The organism is Prosthecobacter sp. SYSU 5D2 (assembly GCF_039655865.1).
Taxonomy (GTDB): Bacteria; Verrucomicrobiota; Verrucomicrobiia; order Verrucomicrobiales; family Verrucomicrobiaceae; genus Prosthecobacter.
Map to the genome: position 1 here is coordinate 227,736 of NZ_JBBYXL010000001.1, position 20,027 is coordinate 247,762.

The 20,027-nt window shown below is 55.5% G+C and carries 18 protein-coding genes; 5 read left to right on the forward strand and 13 right to left on the reverse strand.

Going from position 1 to position 20,027, the window contains the following annotated elements; genetic code table 11:
- Positions 1-90: 90 nt before the first annotated feature.
- From WJU23_RS01010 to WJU23_RS01040, 7 genes are all read right to left on the reverse strand, one after another.
- Positions 91-1,086: a TIM barrel protein gene (locus WJU23_RS01010; RefSeq protein ID WP_346330658.1), complete on the reverse strand. Its 996-nt coding sequence runs from the start codon at positions 1,084-1,086 to the stop codon at positions 91-93.
- A gap of 166 nt (positions 1,087-1,252) precedes the next feature.
- A complete protein-coding gene (locus WJU23_RS01015) occupies positions 1,253-3,490 on the reverse strand; it encodes a polysaccharide biosynthesis tyrosine autokinase (RefSeq protein WP_346330659.1) in 2,238 nt (745 codons plus the stop codon).
- A 78-nt stretch (positions 3,491-3,568) separates the two neighbouring features.
- Positions 3,569-4,273, reverse strand: coding sequence for a polysaccharide biosynthesis/export family protein (locus WJU23_RS01020; RefSeq protein ID WP_346330660.1), 705 nt, complete (start codon positions 4,271-4,273; stop codon positions 3,569-3,571).
- 105 nt (positions 4,274-4,378) lie between these two features.
- On the reverse strand, positions 4,379-5,287 hold the full coding sequence (locus tag WJU23_RS01025) for a hypothetical protein (protein WP_346330661.1): 909 nt from the start codon (positions 5,285-5,287) through the stop codon (positions 4,379-4,381).
- 37 nt (positions 5,288-5,324) lie between these two features.
- Positions 5,325-6,995: a hypothetical protein gene (locus WJU23_RS01030; RefSeq protein WP_346330662.1), complete on the reverse strand. Its 1,671-nt coding sequence runs from the start codon at positions 6,993-6,995 to the stop codon at positions 5,325-5,327.
- A gap of 96 nt (positions 6,996-7,091) precedes the next feature.
- Complete coding sequence (locus WJU23_RS01035; protein ID WP_346330663.1) at positions 7,092-7,367, reverse strand: hypothetical protein; 276 nt, start codon at positions 7,365-7,367, stop codon at positions 7,092-7,094.
- 350 nt (positions 7,368-7,717) lie between these two features.
- A complete protein-coding gene (locus WJU23_RS01040) occupies positions 7,718-8,341 on the reverse strand; it encodes an IS3 family transposase (protein ID WP_346330664.1) in 624 nt (207 codons plus the stop codon).
- Positions 8,342-8,694: 353 nt separating this feature from the next.
- On the opposite strand from WJU23_RS01040, the gene WJU23_RS01045 reads away from it, so the two are divergent.
- The gene (locus WJU23_RS01045; protein ID WP_346330665.1) at positions 8,695-9,219 is read left to right on the forward strand and encodes a PH domain-containing protein; all 525 of its coding nucleotides are present in this window, start codon (positions 8,695-8,697) and stop codon (positions 9,217-9,219) included.
- A 66-nt stretch (positions 9,220-9,285) separates the two neighbouring features.
- Here the strand turns inward: WJU23_RS01045 and WJU23_RS01050 are convergent, their stop codons facing one another.
- The 4 genes from WJU23_RS01050 to WJU23_RS01065 all read right to left on the reverse strand — a co-directional run bounded on the left by WJU23_RS01050 (position 9,286) and on the right by WJU23_RS01065 (position 12,700).
- Positions 9,286-10,551, reverse strand: coding sequence for a Gfo/Idh/MocA family oxidoreductase (locus WJU23_RS01050; protein ID WP_346330666.1), 1,266 nt, complete (start codon positions 10,549-10,551; stop codon positions 9,286-9,288).
- A gap of 97 nt (positions 10,552-10,648) precedes the next feature.
- Positions 10,649-11,062 carry an OsmC family protein gene (locus tag WJU23_RS01055; protein WP_346330667.1) on the reverse strand — a complete coding sequence of 138 codons (414 nt, stop codon included), beginning with the start codon at positions 11,060-11,062 and terminating at the stop codon, positions 10,649-10,651.
- Between the two features lie 51 nt (positions 11,063-11,113).
- Entirely contained in the window at positions 11,114-11,686 is a 573-nt protein-coding gene (locus tag WJU23_RS01060; protein ID WP_346330668.1) for a hypothetical protein, read from the reverse strand.
- A 51-nt stretch (positions 11,687-11,737) separates the two neighbouring features.
- Positions 11,738-12,700 (reverse strand): hypothetical protein, encoded by a 963-nt coding sequence (locus tag WJU23_RS01065; RefSeq protein WP_346330669.1) that lies wholly within the window; start codon positions 12,698-12,700, stop codon positions 11,738-11,740.
- 144 nt (positions 12,701-12,844) lie between these two features.
- On the opposite strand from WJU23_RS01065, the gene WJU23_RS01070 reads away from it, so the two are divergent.
- Both WJU23_RS01070 and WJU23_RS01075 read left to right on the forward strand, forming a co-directional pair.
- The gene (locus tag WJU23_RS01070) at positions 12,845-14,434 is read left to right on the forward strand and encodes a TolC family protein (protein ID WP_346330670.1); all 1,590 of its coding nucleotides are present in this window, start codon (positions 12,845-12,847) and stop codon (positions 14,432-14,434) included.
- Between the two features lie 11 nt (positions 14,435-14,445).
- Positions 14,446-16,395 (forward strand): GAF domain-containing protein, encoded by a 1,950-nt coding sequence (locus WJU23_RS01075; protein WP_346330671.1) that lies wholly within the window; start codon positions 14,446-14,448, stop codon positions 16,393-16,395.
- Positions 16,396-16,458: 63 nt separating this feature from the next.
- On the opposite strand, the gene WJU23_RS01080 is transcribed toward WJU23_RS01075, so the two are convergent.
- Positions 16,459-17,262 (reverse strand): polysaccharide lyase, encoded by an 804-nt coding sequence (locus WJU23_RS01080; protein ID WP_346330672.1) that lies wholly within the window; start codon positions 17,260-17,262, stop codon positions 16,459-16,461.
- Between the two features lie 149 nt (positions 17,263-17,411).
- On the opposite strand from WJU23_RS01080, the gene WJU23_RS01085 reads away from it, so the two are divergent.
- Entirely contained in the window at positions 17,412-18,125 is a 714-nt protein-coding gene (locus WJU23_RS01085) for a hypothetical protein (RefSeq protein ID WP_346330673.1), read from the forward strand.
- A gap of 106 nt (positions 18,126-18,231) precedes the next feature.
- Entirely contained in the window at positions 18,232-19,089 is an 858-nt protein-coding gene (locus WJU23_RS01090) for a sugar phosphate isomerase/epimerase family protein (protein ID WP_346330674.1), read from the forward strand.
- Between the two features lie 106 nt (positions 19,090-19,195).
- Here the strand turns inward: WJU23_RS01090 and WJU23_RS01095 are convergent, their stop codons facing one another.
- Complete coding sequence (locus WJU23_RS01095) at positions 19,196-19,858, reverse strand: L,D-transpeptidase family protein (RefSeq protein WP_346330675.1); 663 nt, start codon at positions 19,856-19,858, stop codon at positions 19,196-19,198.
- Positions 19,859-20,027 lie beyond the last annotated feature (169 nt).

Here is a 20,027-nt window from a genome sequence, read left to right on the forward strand (position 1 = left end):
CCGAACCGAATGCGGACAACCGCGAAATGAAATCAGGCAGCCTGAGAGTTCCCTCTCAAACTGCCTGAACACGTTATTATAAATTTCCCCTCACCAGCCGTGGGCGTTTCGCACCTTGATCATGGCATCCAGGATGTTGTTCCACGTCTCAGGCTTCTCCAGCGTCGCGTTGGGGAACATGCAGCCATCCCAGCAAATGTGCTGGATGCCTCGGCTCGGCGCATCCTTGAGCCAGTAACCGGCAGCTTTGGTGATGTCCAGCTTGCCATTTGGATCGTCCGCTGGGCAATGCTTGCCGGTCTTGTCATGAGAGCCTGCACCATGGACCTGGCCGTCGTTCTGGGCGACATGGAAATCAATCGTCCATGGGCGGAGCTTGTCCGTCATTTTCTCATAGGCCGTCCAGAATTCCTCATCGGTATAGCCTTCCTGAACCAGAGCATGTTCCGGTGCATTGTACCCCAGAGTGTAAAGATAGGTGTGGGCCAGATCCGCCTGGAAGCCAAAGGACTCCGGCATCCCCACCCCTTCGAGAACGTCCAGCATATCTTTCCAGGAATGCATGCCCGCCCAGCAGATTTCTCCTTCAGCGGCCAGTCGCTCACCATGGTCAGCGGCAATTTTGGCGGCCTTTTTAAAGGTATCCACGATCCGGGAAGTATTCACTGCCGGGTTTTCCTTCCACTTGGCCACCCCGAACTCGGCCGAATCCACGCGGATGACGCCATATTTGCGCACACCGTGTTCATTGAAGATTTTGGCAATCCGGCAGGCCACAGTAACTGCGTCGAGGAACTTCGCCTGGGAGGCATCATCACCCATGGCGGAATCACCGACGGTGCCAGGCCAGACCGGGGCCACCAGGGAGCCCACGTCAAAACCCTTGCCCGAGATCAGATCCGCGATTTTCTTCAGCTCGTCATCGCTCGCGTTGGGATCGGTGTGAGGATGGAACAGGAAATAATCAATACCGTCGAACTTTTGGCCGCCGACCTCTGCCGCAGCCGTCAGATCCAGCATGTGCTCCAGGCTGATTGGCGGCTCCTGGCCTTCGCCATCACCTTTGCCCACCAGTCCGGGCCACATTGCGTTATGAAGTTTTGGTTTAGAATGACTCATATGATTTAATGGGAATAAGAAATTGGTCTTGTTTGGCCTCAAAAGAAAAGCAAAAACGAGCAATCATGGAGGGATGTTGCTCGAATTGCACAATCCAGTCAGACACAGCGCACTTGAGATGCCCAGGCCGCGATCAACTCATCTTTTTGGGTTTTTCCTCATCCCAGTTCGAGTCATAATAGCTGGACGAATAATAATAGTAGTAATAATGATTTAAGCGCTTGCTGAAATCCACTCCATTCAACACAAAACCATAGAAGTGACCGCCAAGCTTTTGAAGGGTCTGTACTGCATCTACCACATCTTTGCGTTGAGTGATTCCACATCGCACGATTATCACAATGCCATCAGCGTGGTTCTGCAAAAATGCAGTCTCACTCAGGCCAAGTACTGGCGGGGTATCCAGGATAATACGGTCATACTGCCCTTTTAACTGATCAAGCACAGCTGCAAACACGCCAGAGTTCAGCAGCTCAGTGGTGCCTGGAACCACGGGACCCCGGCTAATTGTCCAGAGATTGTCAGTATTGGATTTTTGAACACATTGATCAAGAGTGGCACGACCGGTAAGCAAATTGGTCAAGCCAAATTCATTTGAAACGCCAACCACATTATGAAGCCGTCCACGGCGAAGGTCACAATCAATTATCAATGTACGCTCTCCCAATGAAGAAAAAGCCCAGGCAACATTGGATGAAATGGTGGTCTTCCCCTCACCTGGCCGCGCACTCGTAAACATAATGATGCGGCCATCACCTTTTGGGCTTTTATTGAGAAGAATACTGCTTCGGACAAGCCGGAAGTTTTCAAGCAGCGCGTTAGGCACCGTCGCACCAATGGCAGGCGAGCGGTTCAGCTCTTGCAGCACCTTTGGATCGCTCATCGGAATCAAACCGATGCCATTAATGCCTAAGGTCCCCTCAAACTCATTCAAATCCACCACCGAGCTGTCGAACCGGCGGAGTAAGAATGGCACCCCGCCTGCCATGCCAAAGCCAAGAAGACACCCCATCATCAACAATTTCATTTTATTCGGAGAAGCGGGCCTGCCATCTCGCAAATTGGTAAAACCACGGAACTCCATATTCATGGACGTTTTGCCATCATCGGAGCCTAGCGTTTCGATTCTCTTGCTCAATGTTTCATAGGCTTTATCCCAGGAAAGCTGGCTCTTTTCCAACAGGTCATAATCCTGCCTTTTAACATCAAAGTTTTTCGTTGCTTGATAATATGCAGGAAGCTTGCTCTCCAGTTCAGAAAGTTTTTCTGTCAAGCGGGCCTTTTGCAGTTCAAAGCCAGAAACAGAGACATTTAATTCGACTTCCAGCGCCGCGTCCACTTGCCGCAATTCTTCCTTCAGCTTTAGTATCTCCGGATGGTCACCTAGAAATTTAGCACTGGCAAACCGGAGCTGCTCCTCAATGGCTCGCTTCTGTCGTTCCAGCTCCTGCCAAGGTCTCAACCCTTCAACCATATTCGGTTTGACTACAACTTGGTTGCTCACCGTGTTAGGACTGGTAAACGTAAAAGGAGATGAGCCACCTGCCCGCCTGACAACCCTCCCGGCTTCTAGCGGATCATTTTCATCTTCATCAAAACTGTTTAACAACGCAAGCTTGGCTATAACATCCAGAGTATTACTCTGGGCGTCCAAAATCGACTCAATTTCCGCATGCTGGCTGAGCCTGTATTTGGTTCTGACAATATCTACGGGTATGTTACTCAACCGTTCCATCTCAATCTGCGCACTGGCCAACGCGCTTTGCTCTTCAAATTGAAGCTTTTTTTCCAATTGCTCTGCAACTTTTTTTCGCACTTGATTAATTTCGAGCAGATACCTTTCAATCGCCTTTTCGCGATATTCAGCATTCATTTTTAGACGCAACTCCTCGTAAGTATCTACCAACGCCTGTGGCAGCTCCCTCACGACGTGGGGACTGAAAGAAAGGACCAAAACTTCAAGATGCGACGAGTCCAAGACGGAAACGCGGCATACAGGCAGCAGGGATTCCCTCAAGTTGTCGTATGATGTCTCAGAATCAGCCACTCCGATTTTTTTCGCAGCTTCCAAAATATGAATCCCAGTATTGAGCCTGCTAGCCAGGCTTCTAATCTGCAAATACCCAAATTCGTTATTACCTTGGCCGCTCGCAGTATCTACGCCAACGATGAACGTATTGACCCTGACCAAAGAGCGTGATTCATAAGTCGCTGTGGCGAATACAAAATAGCATACGGCCGCAAGCAATCCGGCAAGCAGCATTATGATCATCAGACGCCAGTATTCTTCATATCCCAAAACAAAACGAATTATACTTGAAGAGTCGAATTTGGACTCTTTGCCCGCCTGATTGTTTGCTTGCATGTTCATAAACCTGTCAATTGGATCAGCAGACTCCACCGAAGTAAAACTCAGGTGAACTGCAAATAAATCATCTGGCCCCCCGGCTCAAAAACCAAACACTTTTTCTGGAACATTAATAATGTCACCCTCTGAGATGGGAGGATCATCAGCTTCGCCCTTCATGATAGGACGCAGATCCACAATCGCTTTTTTCCTCTTACCTGAACTATCAAAACGAAAAATTTCAACCTTGCCCAGGGTCGCGAACTTGCCAAGGCCACCGCTAATCAAAAGAGCCTCATAAACACCGACTATCTTGCCAGGTGGAACTGGAATCGCGTGCAGACCTGAACGCGGAACGCTTCCTGTAATATAAACAGGCACCCGGACAATGCTTTCTCCTGAGACGGAACCCGGACCGGAAGAACTGGAAGCCCCAGGAAGCCGCTCCACTATTACACTTGCCTGCGTTAGCTGGGATTTTTGAAGAAACTCTTTCAGTTTAGGTTCGATCTCTTCACGGGTGAATCCGGACACGGTGATCCGTCCAGCCCTCGGAATGACGATATAACCGCCTTCACGTACTGCATAGCTACCATTTAAAGTAGAATCTTCTTTAACGAAGAGTTCCAGCGTATCTCCAGCTCGAAAAGCATTTGGTTTAACGGGTTGACCAATCGTTGGAGGTACAACAGCAACTGGCCCAGGAAATGCCTCATCAGATTGGGTTTTCGCGCAGCTCGCAAGCAGTAACAGCAAGGCACAAGTAGAAAAATATTTCCAGACGATGGGAAAATGCACAGGCATCATGAAAAGGTGTTCAGTATCTATGTCAGCAGAGAGAAGGATTGCAAAAAGGAACGAGGAGGCCCGATATTATCAGACCTCCTCTATTCCTGGCTTTGATGAGCAATTTCAATAGGAGCCTGTGGGGCTGACCCACACACCTTCGTTATTGCCATTGATAAACTCTTTTGGCACCGGCGTTGGTTGCACGGTGAACAATATATGGTCAAAACTAGTTCGGAAGCTCTTAATCGGACTTGATTTTTGCTCAGGCAGTGGATCGCCCTGTTTTCCAGATGTTTTGCCAGAAGTCAGATCGCTGTATGCAGGTTGTCCAATAGCACGGTGTGAACATGTGACGAGAAGCCGGATGTCACCAATATGAATTGGGGATGAAGAAACGCCTTCAACAAAGACAAAGCGAGGCACTTCCAATGGCAGGTTGTAAGGGTAGGTTTTATACTGAGTAGTGAACTCAACAACACGCTTTGCCGGATCCCGCGTGTCCAGCAACAAGGTCTTCTTGGTTGAATCCCTCCAGACACGAATGTGCCCCATTGAAGCAAGTTCCTCGTCAAGAGAAGCAAACTCACCTGTCTTGTCAGAGCGGTTGATTCCCTCGGCTTCCAAAGTGATCACAACCTCACCATCAAAGTCAATGCGATAAGGTAACAAACGGATGACCACACGTGTCAATTCACCAGCACCCAAAATCACTCCCGGTGGCGTAGCTTCAAATGCGCCGTTGTCAGCAGGGTCCGTATTGCTAATGGTACCATCCTGATTCATGTCAGCATCCATGTCCAGTTTGGCGATCTGGCGCTCCCGATCGCGCCAGCTATTGACCCGCTGGCCAAAGTATTTATGAAAATCCGCAGGCACATCCCGGTTTGTTTGAAGTGCGGGAGGAGCGGGTTCGATAACACCTTTAGGATCCCCTGCATTTAAAGCACTTGCTGAGACAAATGCTAACGCGGCACATAAAAAAGAGCTAAGCTCTAATGATGCTTTTTGATGATTTGCTTTCACGATGTTCATTTTATTAGTCATTGAATGGTAAGACAAGTGCGAGTGCTTAAAAATATCGGCGCAAAGAGAGACCACATACATGTTCCGAAAATTGTGTGAGGTCACTCCGGAATTCTTCATATTGATAAAATACATTGCCCGTCAACCGATGTCCTAGCTGCTGGTTCAACTGGATCCGATACAACCACCGGGCACTGTCATCAAATACTTCTCTATCAGAATCACTTTGCTCATAAAGAGCAAATGCATTTATCGAAGTGAAATCGAGCGGTCGGTAAGTTAAAGAAAGTCCCATTCCCATTCGATCACGGGTGGGGAAAAGATCAGTTGTTGATGTCTCATTTTCAGAAAATTGAGCAAAGAAACCCGCATTGAATCTGGATGTAATCCGTTGATCCAATGAGTATCTAAGATACCTAGCAAAACGAGTATCCGAGATAAATTCATTTTGGAAATAATTTTCCCCCATAGAGACACCATGCCTTGTAGAACGGGATAAATCGTGATTTAGAGATAACGACCAAATAAAATTATCATTTTCTGAAGTATCCCCAGTGGAGGTGGCATAACCCACACTTCCAGCCCAATCAATATTTTCTGTGATTCTGCCCGTAAGCTGGAGTTCAAATATGTGCAAGAGACTCCGATAACCATCATTGGATACATATCCATAACTAAACCTGGGTGCAAAGGGTATGGATGACCCCTCATATTGCATAGCCAAATTCAAAAAGTCACGAGTTCCATGATTATCGAAGTCAAATGTTTGCCAAAAATCTCCATGACCAATGTCGAAAAACAATCTCCATTGGTTCCCAAAAAGTGCCCGAGATGCAGCAAATCCAACAGTGTTTCCAAACAATGCTGTGTTTTCATTAAAGAAATCATTGCTTCGATCCGTCAAGAATCCAAATGAATAGCGCCCAGCTCTATCAAATGCCGTGGAGCTAGAATCTACAAATATTTCAAGCCCAGGCCTGCCCGTAAATCTATTGTAGAGCAAAATTTCCCATTCGCCAATTGTATCGTTATAAGCAAAATTAAAGTCAATACCTGAATTACCGCTATTTCCTAATGCAAATCCGAGTTTGTTTTCGAATGGAAGATAAATAACGTTAGCAACAACTGAAAAGTAAATTGAATCTGTTATTCTAACTAACCCTCTTACACCCAATTCTACATACGCAATCCAACCATCCTCATCATCATCGCCATTTACAGTAACAGGCATATCGCCTTTGAAATCTGAGTAAACAACACCACTGCCCACCCACAAAACATCAAAGTACAGCATACCCAATTTAACGTGGGCCAGCTCTGGATTAAAAGTTCGAGTAAAAAGGTTCAAGCTGGCATCAGCGGAAAACGAAACGTGTTGCAGCCTTTGTGATTCCAGCACGAAACTGTCGTGGGGAGTGAAGTGACCCAAAACATTGTTTACTGGCCTAAAAAAGTCTATATTCCTTTGATAAAAATCCGGGTTATTGTCGTAATACCTGAATAAACCTGAGGCTACTTGCCCCCTACCATCAGGCCCTCCCGCAGCATCCGGCCCAAGGCCTATCCCAAGACTGCGCGAATCACTGGGTCCACGGAGTAAGATATCTTCGGTGATCGTTGGGAAGTAGCCAGCACTCTGGACTTCAGTCGAAGCAGGCAAAGTGGGTTCATAAGCTGTCTGCGCCGTCACATGCCCAATCGGCAGGAGCGTGAGCAAGCAGGCAAATTTCACCACGCTGAGGGCATAGTATCTGTTACAGGCATGGGAGTGGGCCATAAAGTCGGGAGCAGGAGTGAAGGAAACGAAAAAGTCTCAAGCGGCCTTTCGGGAAAAAAAGCCAAATTGTTTCAACGAACTGATATCAGCAAGAGTCACACAGTGGAGGCAGTGCGCCAGTATTCCCAGAAAAGGCATCCCGACAACGACGAAAATCCAAAAAAAACGTGACACCACACTTTTGTTCGTCACCCAAACACTGGCGAGGGTGACCAGCACTGCACAAACGTAAATTCCCAGTATCGCCCAGAGGATCTCAGGAATGACATTTTTTGCCTCAAGCGTCAAGAGACGAATTAAAACGGTGCTCATGCAAAGTGATACGCAATATTTTGTCGAAGGTTACTAATGCCAAATTTAAAAAAACGGGGTGGATGCTGAAAAAATAAAACTGATTTTAAATTCTTAGGTCTTTTGGCTTATTTCTCACAAATGATAAGGGTTTATTTACGGAAGTCAATTTTACAAATTGAAAATCATTTTTCAGCATTTTGCACGCCAAGCCATCGAGCATTTCATTCAGGTTACAGATAATACTGAGATGCCACGGATCATTGGACCAAAAGTGATTTAGTTTGAGAGAGCGATTTCGCTCTCGAAGTGGTGGGGGTGTTCGGTAGCTGAGGAAGTAGGCGGGTTGGCCCGTGCTGACATGCTCTGCCTCATCTGGGCCTGCTGGAGCACCTGGCGGAAGGCGCGGCTGCCAATTGGCTGCTGCGGTCACTATAGAAGATGAGGCCGCCGGTGTGACGGCGCGAGGTGAGGGCCTGCTGCATGGCCTCAACGACCAGCTCGCTGCGCATGTGATCGGCCAGCGACCAGCCCATGATGCGCCGTGAGCACAGGTCGATGACGACGGCCAGGTAAAGCCATTTTTCGCCACAGGGGATGAAGGTGATGTCGCCTGCCCAGCCCTCGTTGGGGCGCTCTGGCATGGGTTTGTCCAGTAGCAGGTTGGGTGAAGGGAGGTCGGCACACCCGTCGCTGGTCTGGGGTGTGTAGGTCCGTGGCTGGAGGGCGATGAGGCCTTGCTCCTGCATGAGGCGGCGCATACGGTCTGGAGCGCATACGATACCGTCAGCGGCGAGCTGCTTCCAGATGCGCCGGTAGCCGTAACGGCGGCGATGGTGGTGGAAGATGATGCCGATGGCCTGGCTGAGTTGCGCGTCGCTGCGCTGGCTCGCGGTGGGCGTGGCGGCATGGTAGTAGCTGTTGCGGGGCACTTGGAGGCACTGGCAGATGAGGCGCACGCTGTGACCTGTGTCCTGGAAGATGAGGTGGATCATTTCGCGCAGCTGGGCTAGGGTCTGGAGCCGAGGATAATGGCGGCCTTTTTTAAAATGTCATTTTCAGCCTGCAGACGGGCGTTCTCGCGGCCAAGCGCCAGTTGTAGAGGAGGTTTTCGCTGATCTGGAGTTCCCTGGCCACTTCGGAGAATGGCTTGCCGAGGGCCTGCTACTTGAACTCGGGGGTGTCTCGTTGATAGGTTTTCTGGCTCATGATCGGACTGTGCTTTTGGTTTTGACACTGGTCCAGAAATCTAGAGCACCTCAGATGACATTGCGCACGAAAGCATTTTGGCTTTGCCTTCTCTCGTGGCATAATCGGGCGTCAGGCAAGCCCACTCCCATCATTGATTATGACCACCTCACCTGCCTCCGCAAACTTGGCCACGGAATCCCCGCTTTGGTCGGGTCATACCTCCCAATGGGTGCACTTTTGGTATTATTTTTTCTGCGTGCTGCTTGCCATTGGAGCAGTGGTTGGAGCCACCGTCACGGGCGGACTCGCTGCTGTGGGCTTGGTCGTGCCGTTGTTGATGTGGATCATCCGCTGGTGGCTTACCAAATGCACCTTGTATGAACTGACCAGCCAGCGGCTTAAAATTTCCACCGGCATTTTTAACAAGCATCTGGACGAAATGGAGCTTTTCCGGGTGAAGGATTACTCGATGGTCCGGCCATTTTTTCTCCGGATGCTTGGCCTGGGGCACCTGACTTTAATAACATCGGATCTAAGCACGCCCACCGTTACGATCAAAGCCATCCCCAATGTGGAAGCTGTCAGGGAAATGCTGCGCACCGCAGTTCAGGCCGAACGGGATCGCAAACGGGTGAGGGAGCTGGACATGGGCGGTGATGGAGGCGAAGCCCTTCTGGAATAGAAGCTCCGCTTCCTTCTGAGGCTCTGATAACCTGGGAAGGACGCGGAGCGGGTAACCGGGCGAAAATTACAGTCCCCAGCCGGGGCGGTATTCGCGGCTCCAGAGTTTTTCACCCTCGGGATTGTCAATGAGTTTGCCAGTCTTCGGGTCACAGCGCACGACGGTATTCGTCCTGTAGGCAATGTTGCCCAGGTGGCATAGCATGGTGCTCTTCTGGCCTTCATCAATGGGGCTGTTAAGCTGGGCGGTGCCGCGGATGGCATCCAGGAAATTGCCCATGTGGGCGGGATCACCGCCCCCAGCGCCTTTCTCGGTGCTGATCTCCTTGCCTTTCGGATCATAAATCGTCCAGGAATCCCGGCCGATGCCCATGGTGCCGTTGTCACCGTAGAACACGACTTCGGCGAGGGGTTTTTCCGCAGCGCGCGGATGGCAGCTGCTGCATTCCCAGCTCATGCCGGCATGGCCAAAGTCGTACACGGCGGTGCCGGTATCGGGCGTCTCCTGGATGTCATCATAAAAGTAGCGGCCGCCATTGTAGGTGACCTTGAGCGGATAATCACCCTTGATGCCCCAGCGCAGGATGTCCAGTGTGTGGATGCCATTGTTGCCCAGCTCGCCATTGCCCCAATGCCAGAGCCAGTGCCAGTCGTAGTGGGCGTATTTTTTGATGTCATGCTGCGCATCATCCGGTACAGGACCCTGCCACAGGTTCCAGTCCATGTCCGCCGGGGCAGGCTTGACCGGTGCCCCCACCTCCTTGCGGGAGTTGTAGTAAAACCCGCGCCCGTAGCGCACCGTGCCGATAGCACCCCCGTGGAGGGATGCGATGGCTTCCTTCATCCAGGTGCGGCGCTGATTGCCCATCTGCACCACACGGTCATACTTTTTCATGGCGGCGACCAGCGCCTCGGCCTCGCCAGGGTTTTGGCTGCCGGGCTTTTCCACATACACATGCTTTCCCGCCTGCATGGCCAGGATGGCCATCGGTGTGTGCCAGAAATTCGGCGTGGCGATGAAGACCGCATCCACGGACTTGTCCTCCAGGATTTTGCGGAAGTCAGTCACGCCCTGGCAGGAAACTTCCTGCTTGTCGGCGACGACCTTGAGGCCCTGCTGGAGGCGGTTCGCATCTGTCTCCGCCAGATAGGCGATCTCCACATCCGGCAGCCTCAGCAGCGCCTGCACATGGGCCATGCCACGGCCCAGCGCCACCACGGCTACTTTTAGCTTTTTACCCGCCTTGTCGGCGGCCCGCAGACGGGTCAGGGAGGAAAACGCGGCAGTGATGCCGATGGCGGAAGTTTGATGCAGAAGTGTGCGGCGATTCATAGGCAACTGTAGAATCGCGCATACCCGCCCGCGTCTTGCGCTGCTAAAGACACGGGCTCCGATACTTTTCGCACCTGCGGCCTTTCCGCCACCCGAATCAGCCGTTCCAGACGAAGCTCACCGGCTTGTCAATGTCCGGATGCACACTGTGATGCACCGGGCAGGCCAGGGCCGTGGCCTCCAGGAGCTTGCGGTCCGGGTGATCCTCAGGAAAGGGGATCTCGATCACGATGGGCAGGCGCACGATGCGGCGTGGTGAATCCTCGCTCATGTGTTTTTCCACGCTCACCTTCATACCCACCAGGTCATAGCCCTTTTGCTGCGCCTTGATGTTCATGACCGTGGCCATGCAGGTGGCCAGGGCGGTGGCGACGAGATCCGTCGGGGAAAAGGATTCCCCCTTGCCGTGATTGTCCACCGGGGCATCGGTGAGCAACTCGTTTTTCGACGGACCATGGGTCGCGCGGCAGCGCAGTCCGCCTTCATAATCAACAGTGATGGAAACAGCCATGCGCAGAATTACCCGCAGCCTGGGAAAATGCAAAGCCTGGATGAAGAAGACTCAGCTCCTCACCTGTCGCCTGGCCCACCAGGTCCCGAGCAATCCCAGCAAGGCGGCCACGGCTCCCCCTGCCAGCCATGAGGCTGAATACTGAACCGGCCTCTCCAACCGGATCAATGGGCTGCTCTCGCCGCCGATCAGCATCATCCATTTGGCCTGTCTGTCCCCCAGCTTTTCATCCCGGGTCCACAGCAGCACATCGTGGCCGGTGACTTCAGGGAGCACCAGCGTCACTTCATCCACCTTCGCAGCCGCATGCCACTGCCAGATGCCCGTCACGAGCTGATGAGGCTGCCCATCGGGAGCGGGGGCAAAGGCCGTGGGTGCATCCGCATCCCAGTCGGAGCGTTTCTCCAGCTTCATCGGAGCCAGCTCTTCCAGGGCACGCAGGGTATCTCCCATGTGCAGTTTCACGGCTCCCTTCACCGCCTCGCGCGCTTCGGCTTCATCCGTGATGAAAGGATTTCCGCCATAGTCGGCGGTGATCTCCAGATGCAGGGTGCCCTGCTTCACCTCCAGCCGTGCCACGAGAAACTCACAGGCATGGCCAAAAACAAGCAGGGGGGCCATCATGGCCCCCCCTGCGAGCATTGAAAGAATGACTCTGCGGCCGGTCATTTAAATTTATGACTTCCGGTTCCAGCGCAGCACCCGGCCAAACTGGTTCCACTCGGTCTCCAGGATGTTACCGTCATTGTCAAACGTGATGCCGTGCGGGGAGGTCACCGTGCCCTGCTTCCAGTCCGGAGGCGTCACCTTGGGAGTATTCACTTGTTTTTCATTCTCGTTGGCCCCCAACTCGGCCACCATCTTGCCTTCCTTGTCCCACACGCTCACGCGCCCGGCGATTTCAGCCACGCACATCAGGTCACCATGAAAGGAGGCGCTACTAGGGCGGCGCAGGCCTTCGCTGGCGATGACGCTGATCAGCTTGCCGTCCAGCTCGAGGTGCAACAGGCGGTTGTTGCCCCGGTCACAGGCCAGGATGCGGGCGGGCTCAAAGCGGCGGTCAATGAAGATCTTGTGCGTATTGGCCAGTTTCAGAGGCTCTCCGGGGCCGCCGAAGACGCTCTTAAATTTGCCTACGCGGTCAAAAACGAAAATCCAGCTCTGCCCGTAGCCATCCACCACAAAGATGTCGCCATTAGGAGCCACATCGCAGTTGGTCAGCTTCAGCCCCTTCGGACCAGCCTTGCCCTCAGGAAAAGCGGAGGTGGGGATCTCCATCACCACCATGCCATCCAGCTTGGCTTTGATCACCTTTTGCTCCGTCAGCACGGCGGCGAAGATGAACTCGCCCCCCTCATCCTTGCGGATCACAAAACCATGCAGCGAGGCCGGCAGCGGCAGCGCCTTGATGAACTTGCCATCCGGCCCATAGACCTGGATTCCCGCATTCGGCTCCTGAACACTCACATAAAAATTCCCCGCACTGTCGCAGGCGATCTCGCCATGGCCATTGCCCAGCGTTTCCTTGCCCGGAGGCGGTGTGATGAAGTTGGGAGCAAATTCATAAGCCAAGTCCGCAGCGGCAGCAGTGCCGCCCAGAGCCAGGGCAGTGAGAAGGGAGAGGATGGAATGACGCATAGCGAAGGCCATTCCAAACGAAGCCACCCGCCCCGGTCAATCACCAACACATGATGTATCCGGTTTTATCCTGTGTTTCATTCTGCGGGCGCCCCCTCCCATCCCCCCGCTTGCAATGCCGCCCCAGCGCCCCACCTTGCGCTCGTGTTTCGTCTGCTGCCCATTCTTGCTCTGGCCCTCACCGCCTGCCTGTTCCCGGACTCGCGGGCACAGGCGCAGACGTTTGAGGAAACTTTGGGGCTCCAGCCGAGCTACCTGACGATGGAGGAGGCCCTGCACAAGGTCCTGGAAAAAAGCCTGGATGTACGCATCGAGTGGCTGAACTGGGCGGTGGCGGATTCCCAGACGGATGCGGCCTGGGGCAAGTTTGAGCCTTCGTATTTCCTGAACTCCACCTGGCGGGAATCGAATCTCCCGCAGAACGCGCTGGAATACGTCCAGACGGGCGGCATCTTTGTGGCGCTGGATGAGCCGAACATGTTCAAGCAGCAGAGCTTCCTGAGCCAGACGGGCATTGAGGGTCTGCTGCCGCTGGGCACGCAGTATAAGCTCTTCGCCAGCCTGGGGGAATTTCGCAACGACCTCAACCGGCAGACGCCACCCTCCATCTTTTATCCTGAGTATGCTGCGGCGGTGGGGGTCACACTCACCCAGCCCCTGCTGCGGGATTTCGGTCCCGATGTGAATCTGGCCGAGGTGCACATCAGCCGCCGCAACGAGGCGATTGCCGACCATCAGTGGGAGGCCAAATTGCAGCGCTCCATCGCCATGGTGATGCTGGATTACTACGACCTCATCTTTGCCGTGGAAAATCTGACGGTGAAACGGGATGTCGTCGTCTTTGCCCAAAAGCTGGTCGCTGAAAACAAGAAGCGGTTGGAGGCCGGCCAGCTCTCCCCGGCGGATGTGCAGGAGGCGGAGGTGGCCGTGGCCATCGCGAAGGAAGAGGTCATCACGGCGCTCAGCTTTGCCGTGGAAAAACAGCGCAGCATCAAGGGCCAGATCCTCGGCTCGCTTGAGGAAGGTGCGGGCCTCATTTTCCTGCCCCGGGATTCCCTGCCCCTCATCTCACCGCGCACGGACCGGACCGCCCTGTTGCAGTCCGCCCTGGCCCGCCGCCCGGATCATCGCGCGGCCATCGAGGAAGCAGAAAAGCAGGCCATCGTGGTGAAGTACACCCGCAACCAGCTTCTGCCCCGGCTCGACCTGCAGGCCACTTTGACCGCCAACGGCCTCAGCGGCGACCGCAGCGGAGCGTATGAGCGGGCGTTTGACCGCCAGGGATACGATACTCAGGTGGGCTTCCAGTTTTCCATCCCGCTGGGCAACCGCACCGCCAAGGCCAACAGCGCCGTCGCGGAAAACCGCCAGCAGCAGGCCATCCTGAACATCGCCCGGTCCGAGCTGAATGTGTCCGTGGAGCTGGACACCATCATCGCCCAGGTGAAGGCCGCCAAAGCCCGGCTGGAATCCACCCGCGAATCCGTGGGCCTGAGCGAGCGCTTGGTGGAGACGGAGCAAAAGCGGTTAGGCCAGGGCGTGGCCCGCACCTTTGATGTCCTAAAAGCCCGGCGAGATCAGGCTGATGCACGCACGCGCCAGATCGCCGCGCTGGCAGATTATAACAAAGCCGCCACCCAGCTCTCCCTCATCACCGGCACGCTGTTGGAGCGCCAGGGCATCCGCATAGACCGCAGCGGCCGGCAGCCGCAGGCGGTGAAAGACAAGCATTGAAATTCCCTCCAATGGCAGCCCTCACACCAGACCGCCAGCAGGCCATGAAAGCCCTCTCCGCAGAGCTTTCCCGGCTGGCCGGCCTGAATGCCAGCGAGGCCGACATCCATCAGGCTGTGCTTCAGCGTCTTGTCTCCGCCACGGAGGCTCTCGGCGGAGCCGTCTGGCTGGTGGCCCAGCGCACGGGCAAAGAGATATCCCTTCGGTTAGGCGCAGCCTCAGAACTGGAAACCGCCGCCGGACCAGCAGAAAGCGACCAGCGCCAGCAGACCCTGCAGGCCGCCACGGAAACCATCCTCTCCTCCCAGCCCCTTGTCCTCATGCCCTCCCCCGCCGGGCAGGGACCCGTCACTCCTGGCGTCCTGGTGAACCTCGGCCCGCACGCCATCATCGGTGCGCCACTGCGCAGCGGCGACGACCACCTCGGTGCAGTGCAGCTTTGGTTTCCTGCCAAAAGCGATCCCCAAAAGCTGGCGGACATCGTCCTCATGATCCAGGCCTTGCTGACCGAACTGGGTCCGCGCCTGCGCTCCCGGCAGCTCCGCGATCTCGGTGCCCAGAGCCAGCGCCAGCAGCGACTGCTGCAATTGGCGGGCGATTTAACCGGCGTGCTGGATGCCGAAACTGGCGGCAAGCTGGCCACCGCCCATGCGCGTGAGTTGTTAGGCATCAACCGTGTCAGCATCCTCCTCCGCCACGGGGACCGCTGGCGCGTGCTGGCCATCTCCGGGCAGGAATCCGTGGATAAACGCAGCCGCCTCGTCACCGGCTTGCTGCTCTTCGTTTCCCGCCAGGCCAGGGACCAGGCCTGGGTCGTGCTCGCAGATTCAAATGAGCCCTACTTCACCGACAGCCAGATGCAGTCCGCCGCCCTCGTCCCGCTGCGCGATGGGCCGGAGGGGCGCGTGCTCGGCTGCCTGCTGTGTGAATCCACGGATGCCGCCAGCTTCGGTGCTGCCGGGGCACCGGGGGATCCGCGTCCCCCTTCCCTGGCCCTGGCCCAATGGCTGGCCGACCTCTCTGGCAAGGCGCTGAATGCCGCCCTTGTACATCAGGCGATGCCTTTTGGCAAGTCGCTGACCAAGCTCGGCCGCTGGCAGCATGAGGCCTCCGCTTCCAGCAAGCGGCGCTGGGTTTTCCGTACGGCTTTCCTTGCCGCCTTTTTGGTTATGGCAGCCCTCTGGCCCATGAAGGTGAAGGTGGAGGGCGATTGCAGCCTGCTGCCGTTGAAGCGGGCCCTCGTCACCGCCGAGGCCGCCGGCCGGGTGGAAGAAGTACTCGTTCGCGAAGGCGACCGTGTGACCAAAGACCAAATCATCGCCCGCCTGGACACCCGCCGTCTGGAGAGCGACCTCGCCGCCACAGCCCAGGCCCGCAAGCGGCTGCAGGCCGAGGCCCAGCGCCAGCGCGGCCAGGGAAAAGAAGCCCTGGCCCGCATCGCCAGCCTGGAGGCCGAAGCCCAGGCCGAAATGGAAAACCGCCTGCGCCTGGAGATCGAGCTCGCCCAACTCAGATCCCCCCTGGACGGCCTCATCATGACCAAGGAGGTGCATTTGAAAAACGGCACCTTTCTGCAAGCCGGCGAAGTCCTGGCGGAGGTGGCCAGCGTGGACGTCTGGGACCTGCGGCTGGAGATCGCCGAAGCCGACATCAGCCTCATCGAAGAAGCCCTGGATGAAAGCAGCCCCCGCCCCGTGGACTACCTGCTTTACACCCAAAGTTCCCGCCAGCTCCACGCCAGCCTCACCGGCAAAAATCAGATCAGCCCCGCCCTCCAGCCCGGCCCGGACGGCGGCGTCTTCAGCATCACCCTGCCCACGGTGGACATCCCCGAAGAGCTGCGCCCCCTCATGCGCCCCGGCCTGACTGGACGTGCCAAAATCGAGCTCGGACGCCGCCCCGCCGGCACCGTCCTCCTTCGCAAATTTACCCGCTGGCTGCGCATGCGCTGGTGGATTTAAAGTGATGCGGCCACTCCTGGCTGCAATCGTTTCATCCAACAGCCACCTTCGTCAGGTCATTCCTCACTCCCTCTCCACCGCCCGCACCTCCATCCCCCCGAACTCCGCCCAGCCCTGCCCTTTGGGTGCCCAGGACTTGTCCCCGCCACCGTAAAAAGTCTCAAAGTACAGCCCGTCCACGCCGAAGGTATCCTGGCTGCGCCACTCCATGTCCGTCTGCTCCACCATCAGCTTTTCCGGCACCTCCGGCAGCGTGATCCAGACCCGCAAAGTCCCGTCGCGTTTCCCCGTTGTGTTCATCGTCACGGCCAGGCGGACGCCCACTGGCCGGCCTTTGGGAAAACGGAAGTCCGCCGGAAAGGGAAAGCTGTGACCGTATTTGTCCGGCTGGTTTTTGTGATACACATACGCCTCACCACGGCCCTCCCGCCGCCACATCAGGCGCGCTGAGAAGCCGTTCTCCCCGTCCGCCGGACGGCCACCGCTGACGTTCTCCGGCCCGCCGCACAGACCTGGCAGCTTGCCGCCTTTGACAAACTCAAAGTCAGGCCCAAACCTCAATGTGTAGCGCAGTTCCGCACCCTCCTGGCGGCCAAAGGGCCAGCGCCACCCGGCCCCGCCGTCTTCTGGGCCGATCTCCCCCGGCGCAAAGCTCACCCGCAGCACGGCCTCCTCCCCTTCCCCAATCTGCTCCACCCGTCCCGGCGCAATGCCACCCTCAAAGCCGCAGCCAGGCCAGTCCTTTTTCCACTGTTCTTTGGTATAAACGCCGGGCTTCCCCGAAAGCACCACTTTTACCGGCAGATCCGCCGCAGCGGCAATCAGGGAAATCCCGGCAAAGCAAAGAAGGGTGGTCCGCAGAATCATGACGCCAATCAGGCACAGGTCCCCTTTCAGGGAAGCTAGAAAACGTAATCTTTTATGATCCCAGATTAACATTTCAAATAACTTAGGTAAGATTGGCCAAATCTTGGATTCATCTGAAAAAATCAGCGGGGTGCAAACGATTAAATCTTATGGAACTCTCCTCCCGTCTTTTTCGCTCCGCCCCGTCGGTGGTTCTGGGTGTTGTCCTCGCCCTCTCTGCTGAAGCAGCGCCCCGTACTTTCACCAGCCCGGATGGCCGCACCCTCCAGGCCGAGATCCAGGCCGCCACGGCAGACACTGTGACGCTCAAACTGGCAGCGGGTCCCGCAATGACGGTACCTGTCAGCAAGTTTAGCAAAGCCGACCAGGCCTTCATCACCGAATGGCGGAAGGCCAACCCCGAGACCATCAAGTATGAGTTTGTGCCTGCCTTCACAAAAAGCAAAACGGACAGCAGCAAGGCCGTGGTCAACAATGAGGAGAGAACGACTGAAAGCTGGGTCTGCAATGTGAAGCTGCTCAACCGCTCAGGCCAGCAACTGGATGACCTCAAGGTGGATTATGAAATTTACTTCAGCCAGGCCAATGGCCCGGATTATGTCACTCGCAAAGCCACGGGCAGCGCAGCGGTCGGCAGCATCAAACATTTGCAGGAAATCAATTTTCAAACCAGCGATGTCAAACTGGTCACGTACAAACTGGAAGGCGGATTTTACTACTCGGATGGCTCACGTTCACGAAGGAAGGATTCCATCGAAGGTGTCGTCTTGAAAATCAAACATGGTGGCAAGCAGGTTTTCGAATGGGCCTCTAGCGGAGTGCCCAAAGACCGTGCACCGGCCACAGGCACCGCGAACCGCTAAAAAACCTGCTCGCCTGGAGCCTCCTCATCTGCACTATGCAGAAACACTTCAGCGCGGACCAGAGTCCGCAGCAAGAAGCTGTCCCCAACCCCGTTCCCATCCGTCCATGAAGAAATTCCTTCTCCCTCTCCTTCTCATTGCCGTCGCCGGCTTCGCCGCGACCATTCCGGATTCCGCCAAAGTCGGACATTTTTATGCCGGTTGCCAGGCTTATAGCTTCCGCATGTTCACCGTCATGGAGGCCATCGAGAAAACGGCCGCCGCCGGCGGCAAGACCATCGAGTTTTACCCCAAGCAGAAGCTGTCTCCAGAACAGCCTGAAGTCATCTTCAATCACGAATCCACACCGGAAGTCATCGCCGCCGTCAAGGCCAAGCTGGCTGAGCAGGGCATCACTGCCGTCGGTTATGGCGTCATCAAAATCGGCACCGATGCCGCCGCTGACCGCAAGGTTTTTGAATTCTGCAAAACCATGGGCATCGGCATTGTCATCACCGAACCCGATGTCAAAGGCCTGGACGGCATCGAAGCCCTGGTGAAGGAATTCGACATCAAGATGGCCATTCACAACCATCCCAAGCGCCCTCTGGACCGCTCCTACCTTTTCTGGGATCCAAACTATGTGCTGGAGCTCGTCAAAGACCGCGACCCCCGCATGGGCGCCTGCGCCGACGTCGGCCACTGGGTGCGCAGCGGCCTGAATCCTGTGGATTGCATCCGTATCCTCAAGGGCCGCATCTTCGACAGCCACATGAAGGACCTCAGCGAATTCGGCAATCCGAAAGCCCATGACCTCCCCTTCGGCACCGGCAAGTCTGACATCCCCGCCATCCTGGCCGAATACCACGCCCAGGGCTATCCCGGCCCCCTGCATGTCGAATATGAGCACAACTGGGAAACCAGCCTGCCTGAGATCAAGCAGAGCCTCGAGTTCGTGAAAAACTGGCAGCCCGCTGCCAAGTAAGGCTGTTCTTCCAAAACCGATTCTTCCTCAGCGGGAAGTGGAGCCAGCCTCCGCTTCCCGCTTTTTCATTTTAGCTTTCCGTTTTCTTAATTTCTTCTTTTTACATTCACGGCAGCCCCCATGTCCCCCGTAGCGCCTGATAGTCCGCCTTGGGCAGCAGCACATAATGAGGAGACGCCTTTGGGTCCAGCCAGCGGATCAGGCTTTCCAAGTTCTCCAGCGCCATCGTGGAGCAGCCGGCGCTGGGTTTCGTCGGGCCACGACGCACATGGAAAAAGATGGCACTGCCATAGCCCGGTGCCACCGGCTGCTGGTTGTGGCGGATCTCCAGCATCCATTTATAAGCCGCATCCCCCAGCCGCATGCGCTGCTTTTCAAACCAGGGTGGCACGCCCCGCTTCGGGTCCACACGGACATGCTGGTTATAATAGGGGTTGTTGGGATCATCCACATACGCATCCCACGGCCCCACCTGCACATACGGCCAGTTCGTCCCCGCTGGCGGGCGAGCGGCATAACCAAAAAGAGAACCAAGCTGGAACACTCCTGCAGGCGCACGCCAGTCCTTCTCCACCTTCATAGGAATGCCATTACGAGGCGGCGTGAAGACTCCCCTGCCCCAGGCCAGTCCGGACCGCCCGAGCAAGATCGGCACCGGCTGGCCGAAGACGGGCTGCCAGGGGCTGCTGGCCGAGGCCCGCTGATAAGCCTGCAACGTCGCCGTATTGGAATTCCATCCAGCAGCCTGCGCCACAATGACCTGACGCACGCTTTTTCCGATCTGTGCGGAGGATTTAGCGGGAATGCATGTCAAAGAGAGCGCCAGCGTCAGGCAAACTAAAAATAAATTCCATCGGCTCGCGACATACCTTGCCTGGGCATTGTCATGACATTGTATCCACGATGAAAAGGTTTTTGCCAATGAGATCATTTTTTGG